Annotated in this window: 13 protein-coding genes; 8 read left to right on the top strand and 5 right to left on the bottom strand. The window is 66.1% G+C overall.

The window, feature by feature from the left end:
• The 6 genes from BRAGE_RS0116965 to BRAGE_RS0116940 all read left to right on the top strand — a co-directional run bounded on the left by BRAGE_RS0116965 (nucleotide 1) and on the right by BRAGE_RS0116940 (nucleotide 7,926).
• On the top strand, nucleotides 1-2,511 hold the full coding sequence (locus tag BRAGE_RS0116965) for a penicillin-binding protein 1A (RefSeq protein WP_027557812.1): 2,511 nt from the start codon (nucleotides 1-3) through the stop codon (nucleotides 2,509-2,511).
• A 185-nt stretch (nucleotides 2,512-2,696) separates the two neighbouring features.
• Nucleotides 2,697-3,828, top strand: a protein-coding gene (gene prfB, locus BRAGE_RS0116960) for a peptide chain release factor 2 (protein WP_108914303.1) whose coding sequence is annotated in 2 segments (ribosomal slippage) — nucleotides 2,697-2,765 and nucleotides 2,767-3,828 — 1,131 coding nt in all. Because the reading frame shifts where the segments join, the coding sequence is not laid out codon by codon here.
• Nucleotides 3,729-4,712 (top strand): NAD(P)-dependent oxidoreductase, encoded by a 984-nt coding sequence (locus tag BRAGE_RS0116955; RefSeq protein WP_231164380.1) that lies wholly within the window; start codon nucleotides 3,729-3,731, stop codon nucleotides 4,710-4,712. Before prfB ends, BRAGE_RS0116955 begins: the two co-directional genes overlap by 100 nt.
• 12 nt (nucleotides 4,713-4,724) lie before the next feature.
• Complete coding sequence (locus tag BRAGE_RS0116950) at nucleotides 4,725-5,600, top strand: DMT family transporter (RefSeq protein ID WP_027557815.1); 876 nt, start codon at nucleotides 4,725-4,727, stop codon at nucleotides 5,598-5,600.
• A 73-nt stretch (nucleotides 5,601-5,673) separates the two neighbouring features.
• Entirely contained in the window at nucleotides 5,674-6,585 is a 912-nt protein-coding gene (locus BRAGE_RS0116945; RefSeq protein ID WP_027557816.1) for a DMT family transporter, read from the top strand.
• A gap of 105 nt (nucleotides 6,586-6,690) precedes the next feature.
• The gene (locus tag BRAGE_RS0116940) at nucleotides 6,691-7,926 is read left to right on the top strand and encodes an ABC transporter substrate-binding protein (protein WP_027557817.1); all 1,236 of its coding nucleotides are present in this window, start codon (nucleotides 6,691-6,693) and stop codon (nucleotides 7,924-7,926) included.
• On the opposite strand, the gene BRAGE_RS0116935 is transcribed toward BRAGE_RS0116940, so the two are convergent.
• Genes BRAGE_RS0116935 through BRAGE_RS55905 form a run of 5 tightly spaced genes read right to left on the bottom strand, consistent with a single transcriptional unit; the run spans nucleotide 7,927 to nucleotide 13,449 of the window.
• Complete coding sequence (locus tag BRAGE_RS0116935; RefSeq protein WP_027557818.1) at nucleotides 7,927-9,207, bottom strand: O-antigen ligase family protein; 1,281 nt, start codon at nucleotides 9,205-9,207, stop codon at nucleotides 7,927-7,929.
• Between the two features lie 11 nt (nucleotides 9,208-9,218).
• Entirely contained in the window at nucleotides 9,219-10,598 is a 1,380-nt protein-coding gene (locus BRAGE_RS0116930; protein ID WP_027557819.1) for a glycosyltransferase family 4 protein, read from the bottom strand.
• Nucleotides 10,595-11,335, bottom strand: coding sequence for an ABC transporter ATP-binding protein (locus BRAGE_RS0116925; RefSeq protein WP_027557820.1), 741 nt, complete (start codon nucleotides 11,333-11,335; stop codon nucleotides 10,595-10,597). Before BRAGE_RS0116925 ends, BRAGE_RS0116930 begins: the two co-directional genes overlap by 4 nt.
• Before the next feature lie 3 nt (nucleotides 11,336-11,338).
• A complete protein-coding gene (locus BRAGE_RS0116920) occupies nucleotides 11,339-13,279 on the bottom strand; it encodes a glycosyltransferase (RefSeq protein WP_027557821.1) in 1,941 nt (646 codons plus the stop codon).
• A gap of 8 nt (nucleotides 13,280-13,287) precedes the next feature.
• A complete protein-coding gene (locus tag BRAGE_RS55905; RefSeq protein WP_167336510.1) occupies nucleotides 13,288-13,449 on the bottom strand; it encodes a hypothetical protein in 162 nt (53 codons plus the stop codon).
• A gap of 125 nt (nucleotides 13,450-13,574) precedes the next feature.
• On the opposite strand from BRAGE_RS55905, the gene BRAGE_RS0116910 reads away from it, so the two are divergent.
• Both BRAGE_RS0116910 and BRAGE_RS0116905 read left to right on the top strand, forming a co-directional pair.
• The gene (locus BRAGE_RS0116910; RefSeq protein WP_027557822.1) at nucleotides 13,575-14,462 is read left to right on the top strand and encodes a DUF6502 family protein; all 888 of its coding nucleotides are present in this window, start codon (nucleotides 13,575-13,577) and stop codon (nucleotides 14,460-14,462) included.
• A complete protein-coding gene (locus BRAGE_RS0116905; protein ID WP_027557823.1) occupies nucleotides 14,459-15,688 on the top strand; it encodes a DUF5666 domain-containing protein in 1,230 nt (409 codons plus the stop codon). The genes BRAGE_RS0116910 and BRAGE_RS0116905 overlap by 4 nt, the downstream gene beginning before the upstream one ends.
• Nucleotides 15,689-15,699 lie beyond the last annotated feature (11 nt).

Genomic DNA, 15,699 nt, shown 5'->3' with positions numbered 1-15,699 from the left:
ATGCGCTTGCTTGTGCGGTTCATGGGCTTCCTGTTCGCCGCGGGAACGGTGGTGTTCCTTGTCGGCGTCGGCGCCGTGGCAGGCCTGATCTGGCATTTCTCCAAGGACTTGCCCGACTACTCTCAGCTCCAGGATTACGAGCCGCCGGTGATGACCCGCGTGCACGCGGTCGACGGTTCGCTGCTCGGCGAATACGCCAAGGAGCGGCGGCTGTATCTGCCGATCCAGGCGGTGCCGAAGCTCGTGATCAACGCCTTCCTCGCGGCCGAGGACAAGAATTTCTACGAGCATGGCGGCATCGACTACACCGGCATGGCGCGCGCCGGACTGCTCTATCTGCAGAACTACGGCTCCAACCGCCGGCCGCAGGGTGCGTCCACGATCACCCAGCAGGTCGCCAAGAACTTCCTGCTGACCAACGAGGTCTCCTTTGCCCGCAAGATCAAGGAAGCCTTGCTGGCGATGCGCATCGAGAAGACCTACTCGAAGGACAAGATCCTCGAGCTGTATCTGAACGAGATCTATCTCGGTCTCGGCGCTTACGGCATCGCGGCTGCTTCGCTGGTCTATTTCGACAAGTCGGTGAACGAGCTGACCGTGGCGGAAGCCTCCTACCTCGCCGCGCTGCCGAAGATGCCGGCGACGCTGCATCCGGTCCGTAACCGCGACCGCGCCGTCGAGCGCCGCAACTACGTCATCGACCGTCTCTTGGAGAACGGCTGGATCAAGCAGGCCGACGCCGACAAGGCACGCAAGGAGCCGCTCGCCGTCACCAACCGCTCCAACGGCGCCCACACCTTCGCCGGCGAATATTTCGCCGAGGAAGTCCGCCGCGACATCTTCGAGCGTTACGGCGAGAAGAAGCTGTATGAAGGCGGTCTCTCTGTCCGCACCACGCTCGATCCCAAGATCCAGGTCATGGCGCGCAAGACCATGGTCTCGGGCCTCGTGAACTATGACGAGCAGCAGGGCTATCGCGGCGCCATGAGCAAGCTCGATATCTCCGGCGATTGGGGCGTGAAGCTCGCCGAGATCAAGTCGCTGTCGGACATCTCGCCGTGGCGCATGGCGGTGGTGCTGGAGACCAGCGACCAGTCGGCGCGCATCGGCTTCCAGCCGAGCCGAGAGCTCGGCGGCGCCGTCAGCAAGCAGCGCGAGACCGGCCTCGTCACACTCGACGGCATACGCTGGGCGAGGGCGGCCCAGGGCAATGCCAAGGGCAAGACCCCGACGTCCGTGGCGCAAGTGCTGGCGCCCGGCGATGTGATTTACGCCGACCCCCTCTACAGCAAGGAAGGACAGCCGGTCGAAGGCCAATATCGTTTGCGCCAGATCCCCGAGGTCTCCGGCGCGATGGTGGTGATGGATCCCTGGACCGGCCGCGTGCTCGCGATGGTCGGCGGCTTCTCGTTCGACCAGAGCCAGTTCAACCGGGCCACGCAGGCCTACCGGCAGCCGGGTTCGTCGTTCAAGCCGATCGTCTATTCGGCCGCGCTCGACAACGGCTACACGCCCTCGACCGTCGTCCTCGACGCGCCCATCGAAATCGACCAGGGCCAGGGCGCCGGCGTGTGGCGGCCGGAAAACTTCTCCTCGGGCAAGTTCCAGGGACCGGTGACGCTGCGCAACGCGCTGCGGCAGTCACTCAACACCGTGACGGTGCGCCTCGCGCAGGACATCGGCATGCCCCTGATCGGCGAATATGCCCGACGCTTCGGCGTCTATGACGAGCTGCCGAACTATCTGTCCTACGCGCTCGGCGCCGGCGAGACCACGGCGATGCGCATGGTCACCGCCTATTCGATGCTCGCCAACGGCGGCCGCCGCGTGAAGCCGACTTTGATCGACCGTATCCAGGATCGCTACGGCCACACCATCTTCAAGCACGACCAGCGCGAATGCCGCGGCTGTGACGCGCCGGGCGGCTGGAAGAACCAGCCCGAACCGCAGCTGATCGACCGCCGCGAGCAGGTGCTGGACTCCATGACCGCCTATCAGATCACCGAGCTGATGGAAGGCGTGGTGCAGGCCGGCACCGCGACCGTGGTCAAGGAGGTCGGCAAGCCGATCGCCGGCAAGACCGGCACCACCAACGAGGCCAAGGACGCCTGGTTCGTCGGCTTCTCGCCCGATGTCGCCGTCGCCATCTACATGGGCTACGACAAGCCGCGTGCGCTCGGTAAGGGCAACGCCGCGACCGGCGGCCATCTGGCAGCCCCCATCGCGCGCGATTTCCTCAAGCTCGCGCTCGCCGACAAGCCTGCCGTTCCGTTCAAGGTGCCGGCCGGCATCAAGCTCGTCCGCGTCGTCGCCAAGACCGGCATGCGCGCCGGCCCCGGCGAGACCGGCGGAACCATTCTGGAGGCGTTCAAGCCGGGCACGGCGCCGCCGGACAATTATTCGGTCATCGGCGTTGCTGACGCTGACGGGCGCGGCGGCGTGCCGGCCTCGCAGCAGCAGCAGCCGGATTCCGGCTTCTTCATGCGGCCGGGTACCGGCGGGCTGTACTAAGGCGCAGGACAGGACAGACATCTGTCGCAGCGGCGGTTGCGCTTTGCAGCCGCCGCCGCTACATCCCCATCTGCGCGATGAGTCATCGCGCTTTATTTCTTGTTTGCGCATGATCTTTCGGGAAACCGCTTCACACTTTCCCGGATCATGCGCCCACGCGGGATTCCGCGAGACCAGAGAACGACATGCGCGCCGAAATCGAACGGTTGGTAGAAGAGATCAAGCAGTCAGTCGGGCTGCTGAGGAGGCATCTTTGACGTCGAGAAATCGACGGCGCGCCTCGCTGAGCTGAACAAGCTCGCAGAAGATCCCAACCTCTGGAACGATCCCCAGAAAGCCCAGAAGCTGATGCAGGAGCGAACCTCGCTTGAGGACGCGCTCTCCGGCATCGGCAAGGTCGAGCAGGAGCTCGAAGACGATATCGGCATGATCGAGCTCGGCGAGGCTGAGGGCGATGACGGCGTCGTGGCCGAGGCCGAAGCTGCGCTGAAGAACCTGAAGAAGGAAGTCGCGCGGCGCGAGCTCGAGGCGCTGCTCTCGGGCGAGGCCGATCGGTTCGATTCCTATCTCGAGGTCCATGCCGGCGCCGGCGGCACCGAGAGCCAGGACTGGGCGCAGATGCTGCTGCGCATGTACACGCGCTGGGCCGACACCCACGGCTTCAAGGTCGAGGTGTTAGAGGAATCCGAGGGCGAAGAGGCCGGCATCAAGTCCGCGACCATTCAGGTCTCCGGCCACAACGCCTATGGCTGGCTGAAGACGGAGGCCGGCGTGCATCGCCTCGTGCGCATCTCGCCGTTCGATTCCAACGCGCGGCGACACACCTCGTTTTCGAGCGTGCAGGTGTTTCCCGTCATCGACGACAGTATCAAGATCGACATCAAGGAATCCGACGTCCGCGTCGACACCATGCGCTCCGGCGGCGCCGGCGGCCAGCACGTCAACAAGACCGAATCCGCGGTGCGGCTGACGCATATTCCGACCGGCGTCGCGGTGGTCTGCCAGGCCGGCCGCTCCCAGCACAAGAACCGCGCGCAGGCGTGGGACATGCTGCGCGCGCGCCTCTACGAGATCGAGCTGAAGAAGCGCGAGGAGAAGGCCGCCGCCGACCAGGCCGCCAAGACCGATATCGGCTGGGGTCACCAGATCCGCTCCTACGTGCTGCAGCCCTACCAGATGGTGAAGGACCTGCGCACGGGCGTGCAGACCTCCGACACATCAGGCGTGCTCGGCGGCGATCTCGACGAGTTCATGGCCGCCACGCTGGCACAGCGTGCCTTCGGCACCACGAGCGGCGACATCGAGGACGTGGATTAGCGATGACGCGGGTCGCCTTCATCGGGCTTGGTCGGATGGGCCATGGCATGGCCGGCCGCTATCTCGATGCCGGCTTCACGGTGACGCTTTGGAATCGCAGCAAGGCAAAAGCCGAAGACCTGATCGCGCGCGGCGCGCTGTGGGCGACCTCGCCGGAGGATGCCGCGATCGATGCCGACGCAGTCGTGACCATGGTCGCCGACGACGAGGCCTCGCGCGCAGTCTGGCTCGGATCGGACGGCGCGGCCAAGACGGCGAAATCAGGCACCATCGCGATCGAATGCTCCACCGTCTCCTATGACCATGCCCGCGAGATGGGCCGTGAGCTCAACGCGCGCGGGCTGATCTATATCGATTGCCCCGTGACGGGCTTGCCGGATGCAGCAGCGGCCGGAAAGCTGACGCTGCTGGTCGGCGCCAATGCCGCCGATCTGGAACGCGCGCGGCCGTTTCTCGAACCGATCGGCTCGACCATCCGGCATTTCGGCGCGGTCGGCTCCGGCACCGTCTACAAGCTCATCAACAATCTGATGGGCGCGATCCAGATCGCCGGGCTCGCCGAGGGCCTCGCGATTGCCGAGCAGGCCGGGCTCGACATGAACCTCGTGCTGGCCTCGATCCAGGCGGGCGTTGCCGCAAGTCCGCAGGTGCAGCGCCACTCCAAGCGCATGGTCGCCCGCGATTTTTCCGGCGCGACGTTCACCGCAGCGCTGCGGCACAAGGATGCTGCTTACGCCGTGAGGCTCGCGGAAAGCCTGCTCGCCGACAAGCCGCTGGTGTCGCGCGCCGCGGTCGAGTCCTACGCGCAGGCCAAGGCCGCGATGCCGGATGACGATGAAGGCAGGATGATCGAACTCGTATCGCGGCCGAAGAAGCCGTCTTAACCGGAATTCGACATGGGGCAGCCTCGATCGGATCGCGGTCTCGGCATTGCCCTCGTCATCGCCGCTGCGGTTGCCTGGAGCACGGCGCCGTTCTTCACCCGCCTGCTGCCGTTCGATCCCTGGACCATCCTGTTCTGGCGCGGCGTGTTCGCGGGCAGTCTGATCAGCGTGTTTCTCGTCGTGATGCAGGGCCGTGCGGCCCTGCGGCAATTGGTGGTGCCGGGAAGGGGAGGTTTGCTCGTCGCCTCCTTGTCCACCATCGGCATGGTCTCGTTCATCCCCGCGCTTCAGATGACCAAGGTGATGAATGTCGCGGTGCTGATCGCAACCCAGCCCTTTGTTGCCGCGGCGCTGGCGTGGCTGTGGCTCGGCGAAGCCGCGACGTGGCGCACGCTAATTGCGAGCCTGATCGCCTTTGCCGGCGTCGTCGTCACGGTCGGCGGCGTGCAGGCCGGCGCCGACCTCGGCGGTCTTGCCTTGAGCTGCCTGATGGTGCTCGCCATCTCCGCCATGACGGTGGTGGTCCGGCGCCACCGCGAGACGTCGATGGTGGCAGCGGCTGCGCTTTCGAACTTCCTGGGAAGCCTCGTCAGCCTGCCGTTCGCCCACGACATCGCCCATGTCGGCGGCAACGGCCTTGCGATCCTCGCGATGTTCGGATGCCTCCAGGTCGCGCTCGGCCTGACCTTCTACATGCTCGGCTCGCGCCTCTTGCCGTCAGGCCAAGCCTCGTTGATCGCGACGCTGGAGACGCCGCTGATGCCGTTCTGGATCTGGGTTGCCTTCCGCGAAGTGCCCGCCGTTCATGCGCTCGTTGGCGGGGCGTTGGTGATCGGCGCGGTGGTCGCCGACATCGCCGGCGATGCCCAGACACGACGGTCCTCATGACATTGTCGGAAATCGGGTGGGAAAGTTGGCTGAGCCGTCCTAGGCGACAGGTTTGGCCGCTGAGGCGAGACGCATGCCCCCGAACGACAACCGGATTGATGCGCGAGACTGGTCGCTGCTTGCGGTGCTCTCGATCCTCTGGGGCGGCTCGTTCTTTTTCAATGGCGCGGCGTTGCGGGAGTTGCCGCCGCTGACGCTTGTGCTCCTGCGCGTTGCGCTCGGGGCGGCCATGCTCTTGCCGTTGCTCCGGATGCAGGGCATCAGTCTTCCCAAGGATATGGCAGGCTGGAAGCCGTTCGTCGCAATCGGACTGCTCAACAACGTCATCCCGTTCTCGCTGATCGTGATCGGTCAGACCTTCGTTCCGAGCGGGCTGGCCTCGATCCTGAATGCCACGACGCCGCTGTTCACGGTAATGGTGATGGCGGCGGCCGGCGAAGAGGCTCTGCAGATACGGCGTGTGGCCGGCGTGGCGCTGGGCGTCGTCGGCGTGGTCATCCTGCGCGGATGGGGCATCGAGACGAGGTCGGGGCAGGGCCTCGGAATCCTGCTTTGCCTCGGCGGCGCATTCAGCTATGGCCTTGAGGCGCTGGCGGCGCGGCGGCTGCTGAAGGACTCCGCTCCACTTGGCACCGCGACGTTTCAGCTGATGGCGTCAACGGTGATGATGGCCATCGTCGCCGGCGCGATGGAACAGCCGTGGCATCTGCCGATGCCGGGTCTTGCGACCTGGCTCGCGGTGCTCGGGCTTGCCGCGCTGTCGACGGCGCTCGCCTACATCGTCTTCTTTCAGATCATCCGGCGCTCGGGCGCGACCAATGTGATGCTGGTGACGCTGCTCATTCCCGTCACGGCCATCCTGCTGGGATGGCTGCTACTGGGCGAGCCGATCTCTGCGCGGGAGATCGCGGGCGCGCTCGTCATCAGCAGCGCGTTGCTGGTGATCGACGGACGCGTTGTGAATCTGCTGCGGCGCGTCACGTAAGTTCCGGGTCGCCGTTTCATCTCGCGGAAAATCGTCGAGCTTGCCAGCGACGAGTCTCCTTGCGACACTCTCCACAAAACAAGACTACAAAACAGGGAGAGAACGATGCCGGGTCGTCGCGAAAACCTTGCTGCCCTCGCCATGCTTGTCGCCGGCGTGCTCGCCGCGACGCCGGCCTCGGCGCAGAAGAAATACGACCCCGGCGCTAGCGACGCCGAAATCAAGATCGGCAACATCATGCCCTATAGCGGGCCGGCGTCGTCCTATGGCGTGATCGGCAAGACCGAGGCCGCGTTCTTCAAGATGATCAACGACCAGGGCGGCATCAACGGCCGCAAGATCAATTTCATCAGCTATGACGATGCCTATTCGCCGCCGAAGGCGATCGAGCAGGCGCGCAAGCTGGTCGAGAGCGACGAGGTGCTCCTGATCTTCCAGCCGCTCGGCACGCCCTCGAACTCCGCGATCATGAAATACATGAATGCGAAGAAAGTGCCGCAGCTGTTCGTCGCCTCGGGCGGCACCAAGTTCGGCGATCCCAAGAACTTCCCCTGGACCATGGGCTTCCAGCCCAACTACCAGAGCGAGGGCCGGATCTACGCAAAATACATCCGCGATCATTTTCCGAACAGCAAGATCGCCGTGTTCTGGCAGAACGACGACGCTGGCAAGGACCAGTTCAAGGGCCTGAAGGACGGGCTTGGCGACAAGGCCAATATGATCATCGCCGACAAATCCTACGAGGTCAGCGATCCTTCGATCGACTCGCAGATCGTGGCCCTGCACGATTCCGGCGCCGACATCTTCTTCTCATGGGCGGCGCCGAAAGGTTCGGCACAGGCGATCCGGAAAGTGGGCGAGCTCGGCTGGAAGCCAAAATTCTTTCTGGCCAACACCGCGACCTCGGTTGCCTCGGTGCTCAAGCCCGCCGGGCTCGAATATTCCAAGGACATCATCTCGACGGTCTATCTGAAGGATCCGACCGATCCGACCTGGGACAAGGATCCGGCCGTGGTGAAATGGCGCGAATTCATGGACAAGTATTACCCTGATGGCGACAAGGCCAATGCCAACAACGTCTATGGCTATGTGCAGGCCGAGGCGATGGCGCAGGTCCTCAAGCAGTGCGGCGACAATCTCACGCGCGAGAACGTCATGAAGCAGGCCGCGAACCTGAAGGAGTTTCATACCGACCTGATGCTGCCGGGGATCATGGTCAACACCTCGCCGGATGATTATTTCCCGATCGAGCAGATGCAGCTGATGCGCTTCAACGGGCAGGCCTGGGAGCTGTTCGGCGAGGTCATCACCGGCGAGGTCGGCCACGAGCGCAGCCAGTAGTCACGGTCGGCTGCAGGCTTTGGCCTTCAGCGCCATGCCGCCCGCGACGCCGACGCCGAGCACATACATCCAGCCCTCGTGGAAATCGAACAGATGCGAGTTCAGAAGTGAGCTCGCGATGTTCTGCACGACGGCGACGAGCCCGATCCAGGCCGCAAGACCCTCGCCGAGGAACAGGCGGAGGTGCGCGAGCCACATCGCGTAGAGCAGGACGATGCCGAGCACGCCCCATTGCATCGCGACGTTCAGGGTCTGGTTGTGCGGATTGCTGACGACCTCCGCATCGAGGCTGCTGCCGTCCGTGGCGGCGTGCTCGAACTGGCGCTTGATCGAGCCGGTACCGTGGCCGATCAGAGGCGCCTCCGTGAAGGCGTGAAGCGCCTTACGCCAATAGGTCAGCCGCTGTGCGGTCGATGCGTGGCTGATGTCCTCGTGGCCGTGGCGGTATTCGACGGCAATGTCGGTGACGCGCTGGCGCAGATAGGGCGACGTCGTCCAGGCGAGGCTGCTCGCGGCGATCGTGCCCGCGAGCAGGATCAGCGCCGCGCGCCGGCTGAGGTGTTTCCACGCGAACAGGCCGAGCAGCACCGCGATGCAGAGCAGGGCGGTGCGGGCCGCGGCGACGAACACCATGTTGGTGGCGAACAGCAGGATCAAGGCGATGCAAGCGGCGGTCGCGACCGCGCGTCCGCCGCGCCAGAACGTCATCGCCGGCAGCGCGAGAGCGAAGGCGCAAAGCGTGAATTCCTGGCTCTGATCGATGTAGTTCTTGACCGGGACGCCTGATGACGCCGTCGCGGTGATCTTCCAGGCGGGATCGAGCAGCACGATCCAGGAGTAGACCGCAAGCAGCGCGCAGGAGCCGAGAAAGGCGAGACAGACCTGGAGGCCGCGTTCCGACCGGCCGAAATGGTAGATCAGCGGCGGAATGAGCACGAGCTTTGCGACCGGCTTGACCGCGTGCAGCCGGTCCGGCCAGGCGCCGTCCGACCACGGCATGCCCACAAGCGCGAGCAGCAGGAAGGCAAAGGGCAGCGCAAAGGCAGGCCGTGCGAACTCGCGCGCATAGTCGCGCCAGTCGATGGTCGGAGTGACAGCCAGCAGCCAGAACCCGACGAAGATTGAAGGCGCCGTGGTCGACCATGGCAGCGACGCTGCGATCAGGACGACGAGCACGTCCGCGGCCCGGCCCAGCGCTGCTGAACGGCCCAGCGCCTGCCATCGGCTGCGCCGGATCTGCGGACCGGCCGGGCCAGACCATAGCGCGGATTCGGCGGTCATGCGGACGGCGCCTACTGTGCGGCGACCAGCCGTTCCCTCGTCAGCTCATGGCCGAGGAAGTCGCGGGCCTGGGTCTCGTAGCCGAAGCGCTTTGCAAGCTCGTGGCGCCTTGCGCGGATCCTGCCGCGGCACTCCTCCTGCCGCGTCAGCACGCGCGTGACGGAGGCGGCGATCGCCTCGGTCGAGAACGGGTCGAAATAGTCGGCGAGCTCGCCCGCGACCTCGCGGAACACCGCGATGTCGGAGCACAGCACCGGCGTGCTGGCCGCGAGCGCTTCGATGATCGGGATGCCGAAGCCTTCGGCAAGGCTCGGCATGATCACGCCGTGTGCCTCCGCGATCAGCGCGGCCTTTTCATGCTCGTCGACATAGCCGGCGAAACGGACGTTGTTCGGAAGATCGCGCATCCGGCTGATCTGGCCGGCATAGCCGATCACCACGAGATCGGCCTGGGGGATGTTGCGGAAGGCGCGAATGACGGTGGCGACGTTCTTGCGCGGCTCGTTCGACACGATGATGACGAAGTTCGGCCGCCCCGGACGCCCCGACGGGGCTGGGAGGTGCAGGACATCCGGGGCGTCGAACCGGGTGCGGGGATACACGACCCGCGCCGGCAGGTGCGCAAATTGCGGCAACAGTTCCCTGAACCGCATCATGCTGTAGTTTGAAACGAAGGCGAGCTCGTCGGCCTGGCGCAGGCTGGTGCGAATTCGCGCCAGGAACTGCCGCGTGGCGATGTCGCTGAGCTTGAGGTCGGTGAGCGGCAACAGATCGTGGACGACGCAGATCACCTTGGCGTCCGGCCTGCGCCTGATCGCGACGCGAGTCGGGGTGTCCACGACGATGACGTCGTAGTCGCGCGCATCGATCCGCGGCGGCGGCAGCAGGAAGAAGGCCGAGGAGTCCTGATAGTTGAAGAATCCGGGCTCGAGCTGGAAGTCGCGGAACAGTTCGAGGTGGCTCAGATCCGGCGGAATATATTCGAGCGCGGCGGTGCGGTTCTCGATCAGCCGCGCGTGCAGGCCACGCAGGCCGATCGCGCGCAGCAGGCAGAGCAAGTTGTCCCGCGACAGCAACAGGCCGGCCCGCTGGCGGAGCCAGTCGAACTTGCGGCGCGTGCCGCTGAGCGTCACCGGCCCGCTCACATTGACTTCGTCGAGGAAGCGATAAAGAGCGAGCAGCTCGATGTTGCGCGACTGCGCCGGAAACAGCTTGGTGCGTCGCTCACGCCGGCACAGCTTGCGGTGGCGCTTGGAGGTCTCGACCAGCAGCGTGAGCTCGTGGCCCTCCGAGGCGAGCGAACGGGCCAGCTCCCGGGTGAAGTGGAAGATGCCGCGCTTGTGATTGGGTTGTCCGAGCGACTCGGACACGAAGAGGATGTTCTGTTTCATGCGCGTTTCTCGCGGAGCTCGAAGGCGTGCGTGGCCGGCGGCTCGACCGTCACGGTCGAGGCGATGCGGCCGTGATCGAGGTTGATGATGCTGGAGCAGGTGCGGCGCAGCAGCGGCTGGTCGTGCGAGGCGATGATCACGATCGCCGCCTGCGACACGAGGTTCAGAAGGCGTTCCTGCGCCTTCTCGGCAAAGTGCTCGTCGACCACGCTCAGCCATTCGTCGAGCAGCAGGATGTCGGCCGGGAAGGCGGTGGCGGTCGCGAACAGCACGCGCATCAGCATGCCTGAGGAGAACATCCGTAACGGCAGCCGCTGCATGCGCGTCTCGAGCTCGGTGAAGGCCCAGATCTCGTCGATCACGCTGCGGGTCGGCTTGCGGCCGCTGATCCGCAGCAGCAGCGCGATATTGTCCTCGGCGACGAAGTCGACGTTGACGCCGGCATTCAGGCCGAGCAGGGGCATCACGTTGCCGCGGATATCGACGCTGCCGCTGCTCGGCGGATAGACGCCGGCGATCAGCCGCAGCAGCGTGGATTTGCCGGAGCCGTTGGGACCGGCAAGCCCGATGCGGGCGCCTGCTTCGGCTTCGATCGTGACATCGTCGACGGCGCGGATGATCCGCATCTCGCTGGGCTCGCGGATGAGATGGCCGAGCAGCCGCCGCTTCAGCGAATGATCGTAAGCGCCGTAAAGCGGATAGTCGAGACAGACGTTGCGCAAGTTGATCGAGACCATGCGTCAAATCCAGAATGCCGCTTTGCGCAGGTGAACCAGCGTCAGCAGGCTCGCACCAATCAGAAGCGCCAGCGCGACGAGCACGTAGGCGATGCTGACGGGATCGACATGGCCGCCCGCCAGCGGCTCGCGCCAGACCGCGAACAGATGCGTCAGCGGATTGAGCCGCATCACTGTCGAGCGGTGGTTGATGATGTCCGACGACCAGATCACGGGCGAGGCGAGAAAGGCGAGCATCAGCGTGGATTCGATGATGGGCTTGAGGTCGCGATAGCGCGTTGCCATCGCGCCGAGGACGAGGCTTAGGGCGAAGGTGCAGGCCACGAAGACCAGGAGGCCGGGCAGCGCCGCCAGGGCGTGCGAGAGGTCGTGGGGCGACAGGATGAGCCACAGCACCAGCGGCACGCAGGCGTTATGGAGCGCGAACAGCGCATGCCGGAACGTGCATTGCAGCAGGAAGATGATCGGCGGCAGCGCCCGGTCGCGGATCATGCTCGCGGAGTTTTGCAGCGCCGTGGTGGCGTCGAGCACCACGCTGTTGAGGAAGGTCCAGGCCGTCATCGACAGCGCCAGCATGGGCAGGCGCGATACCACGCCGGCGTTCGACATCTGCCCGATCACCGAGCCGAGCACCGCGACCACGATCGCCATCTGGAGCGACATCCAGAACGGGCCGAGCAGCGAGCGCACATAGCGGTGGCGCATGTCGGACCAGGCCAGCGCCGCCGCGATCCGGACGGTGTCCACCCAGCCGGTTGCCTGCGGCGGCTCGGGCCGCGCCGATCGCTGCTCGCTGGGGGCGGCGACGGCTTCGCGGTAGACGGTCTCCATGCCTTGCTTGAAGGCGGTGGCGGAATAGCGGCTGAGCGCGCGCGTCCGCGCCGACAGTCCCATGCGGCGCCGCCGCTCGGGATCGCGGATCAGGGTGTCGATGGCCTCACCCAGCTTCTCGGCATCGCCGGGCGGCACCGTGATCGCCTCCATGCCGTGGCGGGCGACGCGCGGCACCGCGGTGTCGAGTGCAGTGTTCACCACCGGACGGCCGGCAGCCATGGCCTCGAGCTGCACGAGGCCGAAAGTCTCGGCATTGGTGACCGAGGGCATCACGAAGACGTCGGAAAGGCACATCAGCTTGATGCGCTCGCAATCATTGACCGAGCCGAGCAGGCGGACTCGGTCGCCGACGCCAAGCTCGGCGATCAGCTGCTCGAGCCGCGGCCGCTCCACGCCCTCGCCGATGATCCAGGCCTCGAAATTGTGCAAAGCCGCGGCGCGGATCAGCACGTCGAAACCCTTGTAGGGCACGAGCCGGCCGCAGGCGAGCACGAGCCGGCCGCGATCATTGACGTGGTGCGGCTCGATCTTCGCCCAGTCATAGCCCGAAGTGTCAATGCCGAATGGCACGACGTGGCACTTGTCCTCGAACTCGCGCAGCAGGGGCGTGTTGTCGACCAGCACGTGGTCGGACACGACGATCGCCTTGGCGCGCCGCAGCGTCCGCCGCATCAAGGGTTCGATGAACCAGCGCAGGCCGGCATGGCTGACGATGTCGGCATGCCAGTGCACCACCAGCGGCCGCTTGGCGCCGAATCCGAACGCGAAGACGAGGTCGGCGAGCGGAAAGGGGGCGTGCAGGGCGAGCAGATCGTGCTCAGCCATCTTGCGCCAGAGACGCCAGGGATAGGTCGGGGCGGCAGGGAGCGACAGGACATTGCCGAACGAGCGGACGCGCTCGACCGGCACATCGTCGACGACGATGTCGCGCCGCTCGGCCGATTGCGAGCAGACCAGCACGGCGGAGGCGAAGACGTCCTTCAGGCTCGCGCAGATGTCGCGGATCACCGTGAGGGTGCCGCCGAACAGGTCGGGATAATAGATCTTGAAGATGTGCAGCACCGACGGGCGGCGCGGGGTTTCGTGCAAGTTGTCTTGGGTGTGATGCATGATGGCGGTCAGCCTGCGAGCAGCGCGGCGACGAACGGTGCGGCCAGCACCGAGATGAAGATCACGCCCCGCATCAGTGCCGGCAGCATCGGCTCGATCAGGCCGTGGCGGCCCTCGAACATCGGAACGGTACACGGTGCACTGGAAATGCGGGCCAAGCGGTCGGCCATGGTCAATGTCCCTTTAAATCGCGCCCTCAGTGGCGTTCCGTATATGTGGGAAAATTTACCACGTCAATCGCAAAGCGGGAAAATGTGGGATTGTGTCCCACGTGAGGCATTGGTACAATTCAGACATGAATGCCAAGCCCGGGTCCAAAGCAGCGGCTCCGCAGCCGAATGCCGCCGCGAAGCTGCACGCGCCGCTGGCGCGGCTGCTGCGCCCGCTCGTGCGGCTCTGCATCCGCAGCGGCATGACCTTTCCGGCGCTGGCGCAATTGCTGCGCGAGCTGTTCGTCAACGTCGCCGAGCACGATTTCGCGCTGGAAGGAAAGGAGCAGACCGACAGCCGCGTCAGCCTGCTCACCGGGATCCATCGCAAGGAGGTGGCGCGGCTGCGTGGCGCAGGCGCACCCGTGCACGAAGCGCCGGCGGCGGTGTCGCTGACCAGCGCCGTGATCGCGCGCTGGCTCGCCGCGCCCGAGTTCACCGACGCGAAAGGCGAGCCGCTGGCGCTGCCGCGCACGGCCGAAGGCGATCAGCCCTCGTTCGAGCAGCTCGTCGCCTCCGTCACGAAGGACGTGCGCCCGCGCGCGGTGCTCGACGAATGGGTCGACCGCAAGCTCGTCACCATCAACGGGAACGACGAGATCGAGCTGGTCGAGGCCGCCTTCGTCCCATCAGGCGAGGACGACAGCAAATGGCACTATCTCGGCCGCAATCTGCACGACCATATCGCGGCGGCTGCGCAGAACGTCTCGGACGGGCCGCGCTTCCTCGAACGCGCGGTGCACTACAACAACATCTCGCCGAAGCTGGCGAAGCGCCTCGAGGCGCGCTCGCGCGAGCTCGCCATGGACGCGCTCAAGACCGCCAACCGCGAGGCCAACCGCGCGCTCGCCAAGGACAAGGGCGGTGACGCCCGCTGGAATTTCGGCATCTACATCTACAGCGAAGATGCCGACGAGGAGGGCGAGGCGACTGATCGCGGCAAACAGGCTGGCAAAGAGGGCAGCTCCTCATGAGCCGGCCGCCGCTGATCTCGCGCCGCCTTCTGCTGACGGGACTCTGGCTCGCCGGCACGGCGATCGCCCGTGCGCAGAGCGGGCGCGGCACCGACCAGGGCATCGGCGGCACCGGGCTCACGCGCGGCGATGATCACGGCATCGGCGGCACCGGCATCGTCGGTGTGATCCAGCGTTTCGGCAGCATCTACGTCAACGGCGAGCGCATCACTTACGCGAACGACGTTCCGGTCCGGATCGACGGCGAGGCGGCGAGCACCAAGGCGCTGCGTATCGGCCAACTCGCGCGCGTGGTCGCAACCCGTCAGGCCGACGGCACGCTGGTCACGCGCAACATCACGATTGCGAGCGAGGTCGCAGGTCCCATCGAATCGGTGAAGGGCAACGAGCTGACCGTGCTCGGCCAGAAGATCGTGGCGAGCGGCAAGGAGACCAAGCTCCGCGCCGGCGCGCACGTTGCCGTGTTCGGCCTGCGCCGGACCGACGGCGTCATCGTCGCCAGCCTGGTCGAGCCGCGGCGCGAGGCGGCTGCGCGCGTCACGGGCCTCGTCGAGCGCGGGGCGGACGGTCTGCATATCGGCGGGCTGAAGCTGAGCGGCGTCGATCCCTTGCTGGTCGGCCAGCGCGTCCAGATCGAGGGCAGCGCGACCCAGGGGATGATGCAGGCCGCGCGCACGCGGATCGACGATTTCTCCGATCTCGTCGGCGCCAGCCGGCTGTCGATCGAGGCCTATGTGCAGCGGTCGGGCGCAAACCTCCAGCTCGGCTCCGGGCTGATTGCCCGTGACAGCTCGCGCTTTGGCCCTGCGGCCGGCGAAGCGCGAATGGTGGTCAACGGCGCGTTCGACCGCTCGCGCGGCCTCCAGCTCGATTCGGCGCGCGCGGTCGGCCAGTTCCCAGGCTCGCCGACGCAAGGGCCGGGCGGGGCCGGCAATCCCGGGCGTTCGCCGGGCGGCTCGATCCTGCATCCGAATCGCGGCACCACCATTCAGGGCGGCGGCCCGTCGACGGCGCCCGGTGCACCGGGCGCGCCAGGTGCGCCTGGATCTGGCCCCAGCACGACACCTGGCCCCGCGCCGACGGGACCGACCGGCCCGTCAGGTCCCGGCGGTTTGGGCTCGCCCGGTGGTCTTGGCTCGCCCGGCGGCCCCATGGGTCCGGGTGGTGGAATGGGTGGTGGCGGCTTCGGCGGTCCCGGAGGCGGGATGGGCGGCGGGCGGCGCTAAGAGGCCGCGCA

It is taken from the genome of Bradyrhizobium genosp. SA-4 str. CB756 (assembly GCF_000473125.1).
Lineage (GTDB): Bacteria > Pseudomonadota > Alphaproteobacteria > Rhizobiales > Xanthobacteraceae > Bradyrhizobium > Bradyrhizobium arachidis.
Note: the sequence above shows the minus strand (reverse complement) of the source record. Positions and strands in the feature narration are given on the sequence as shown.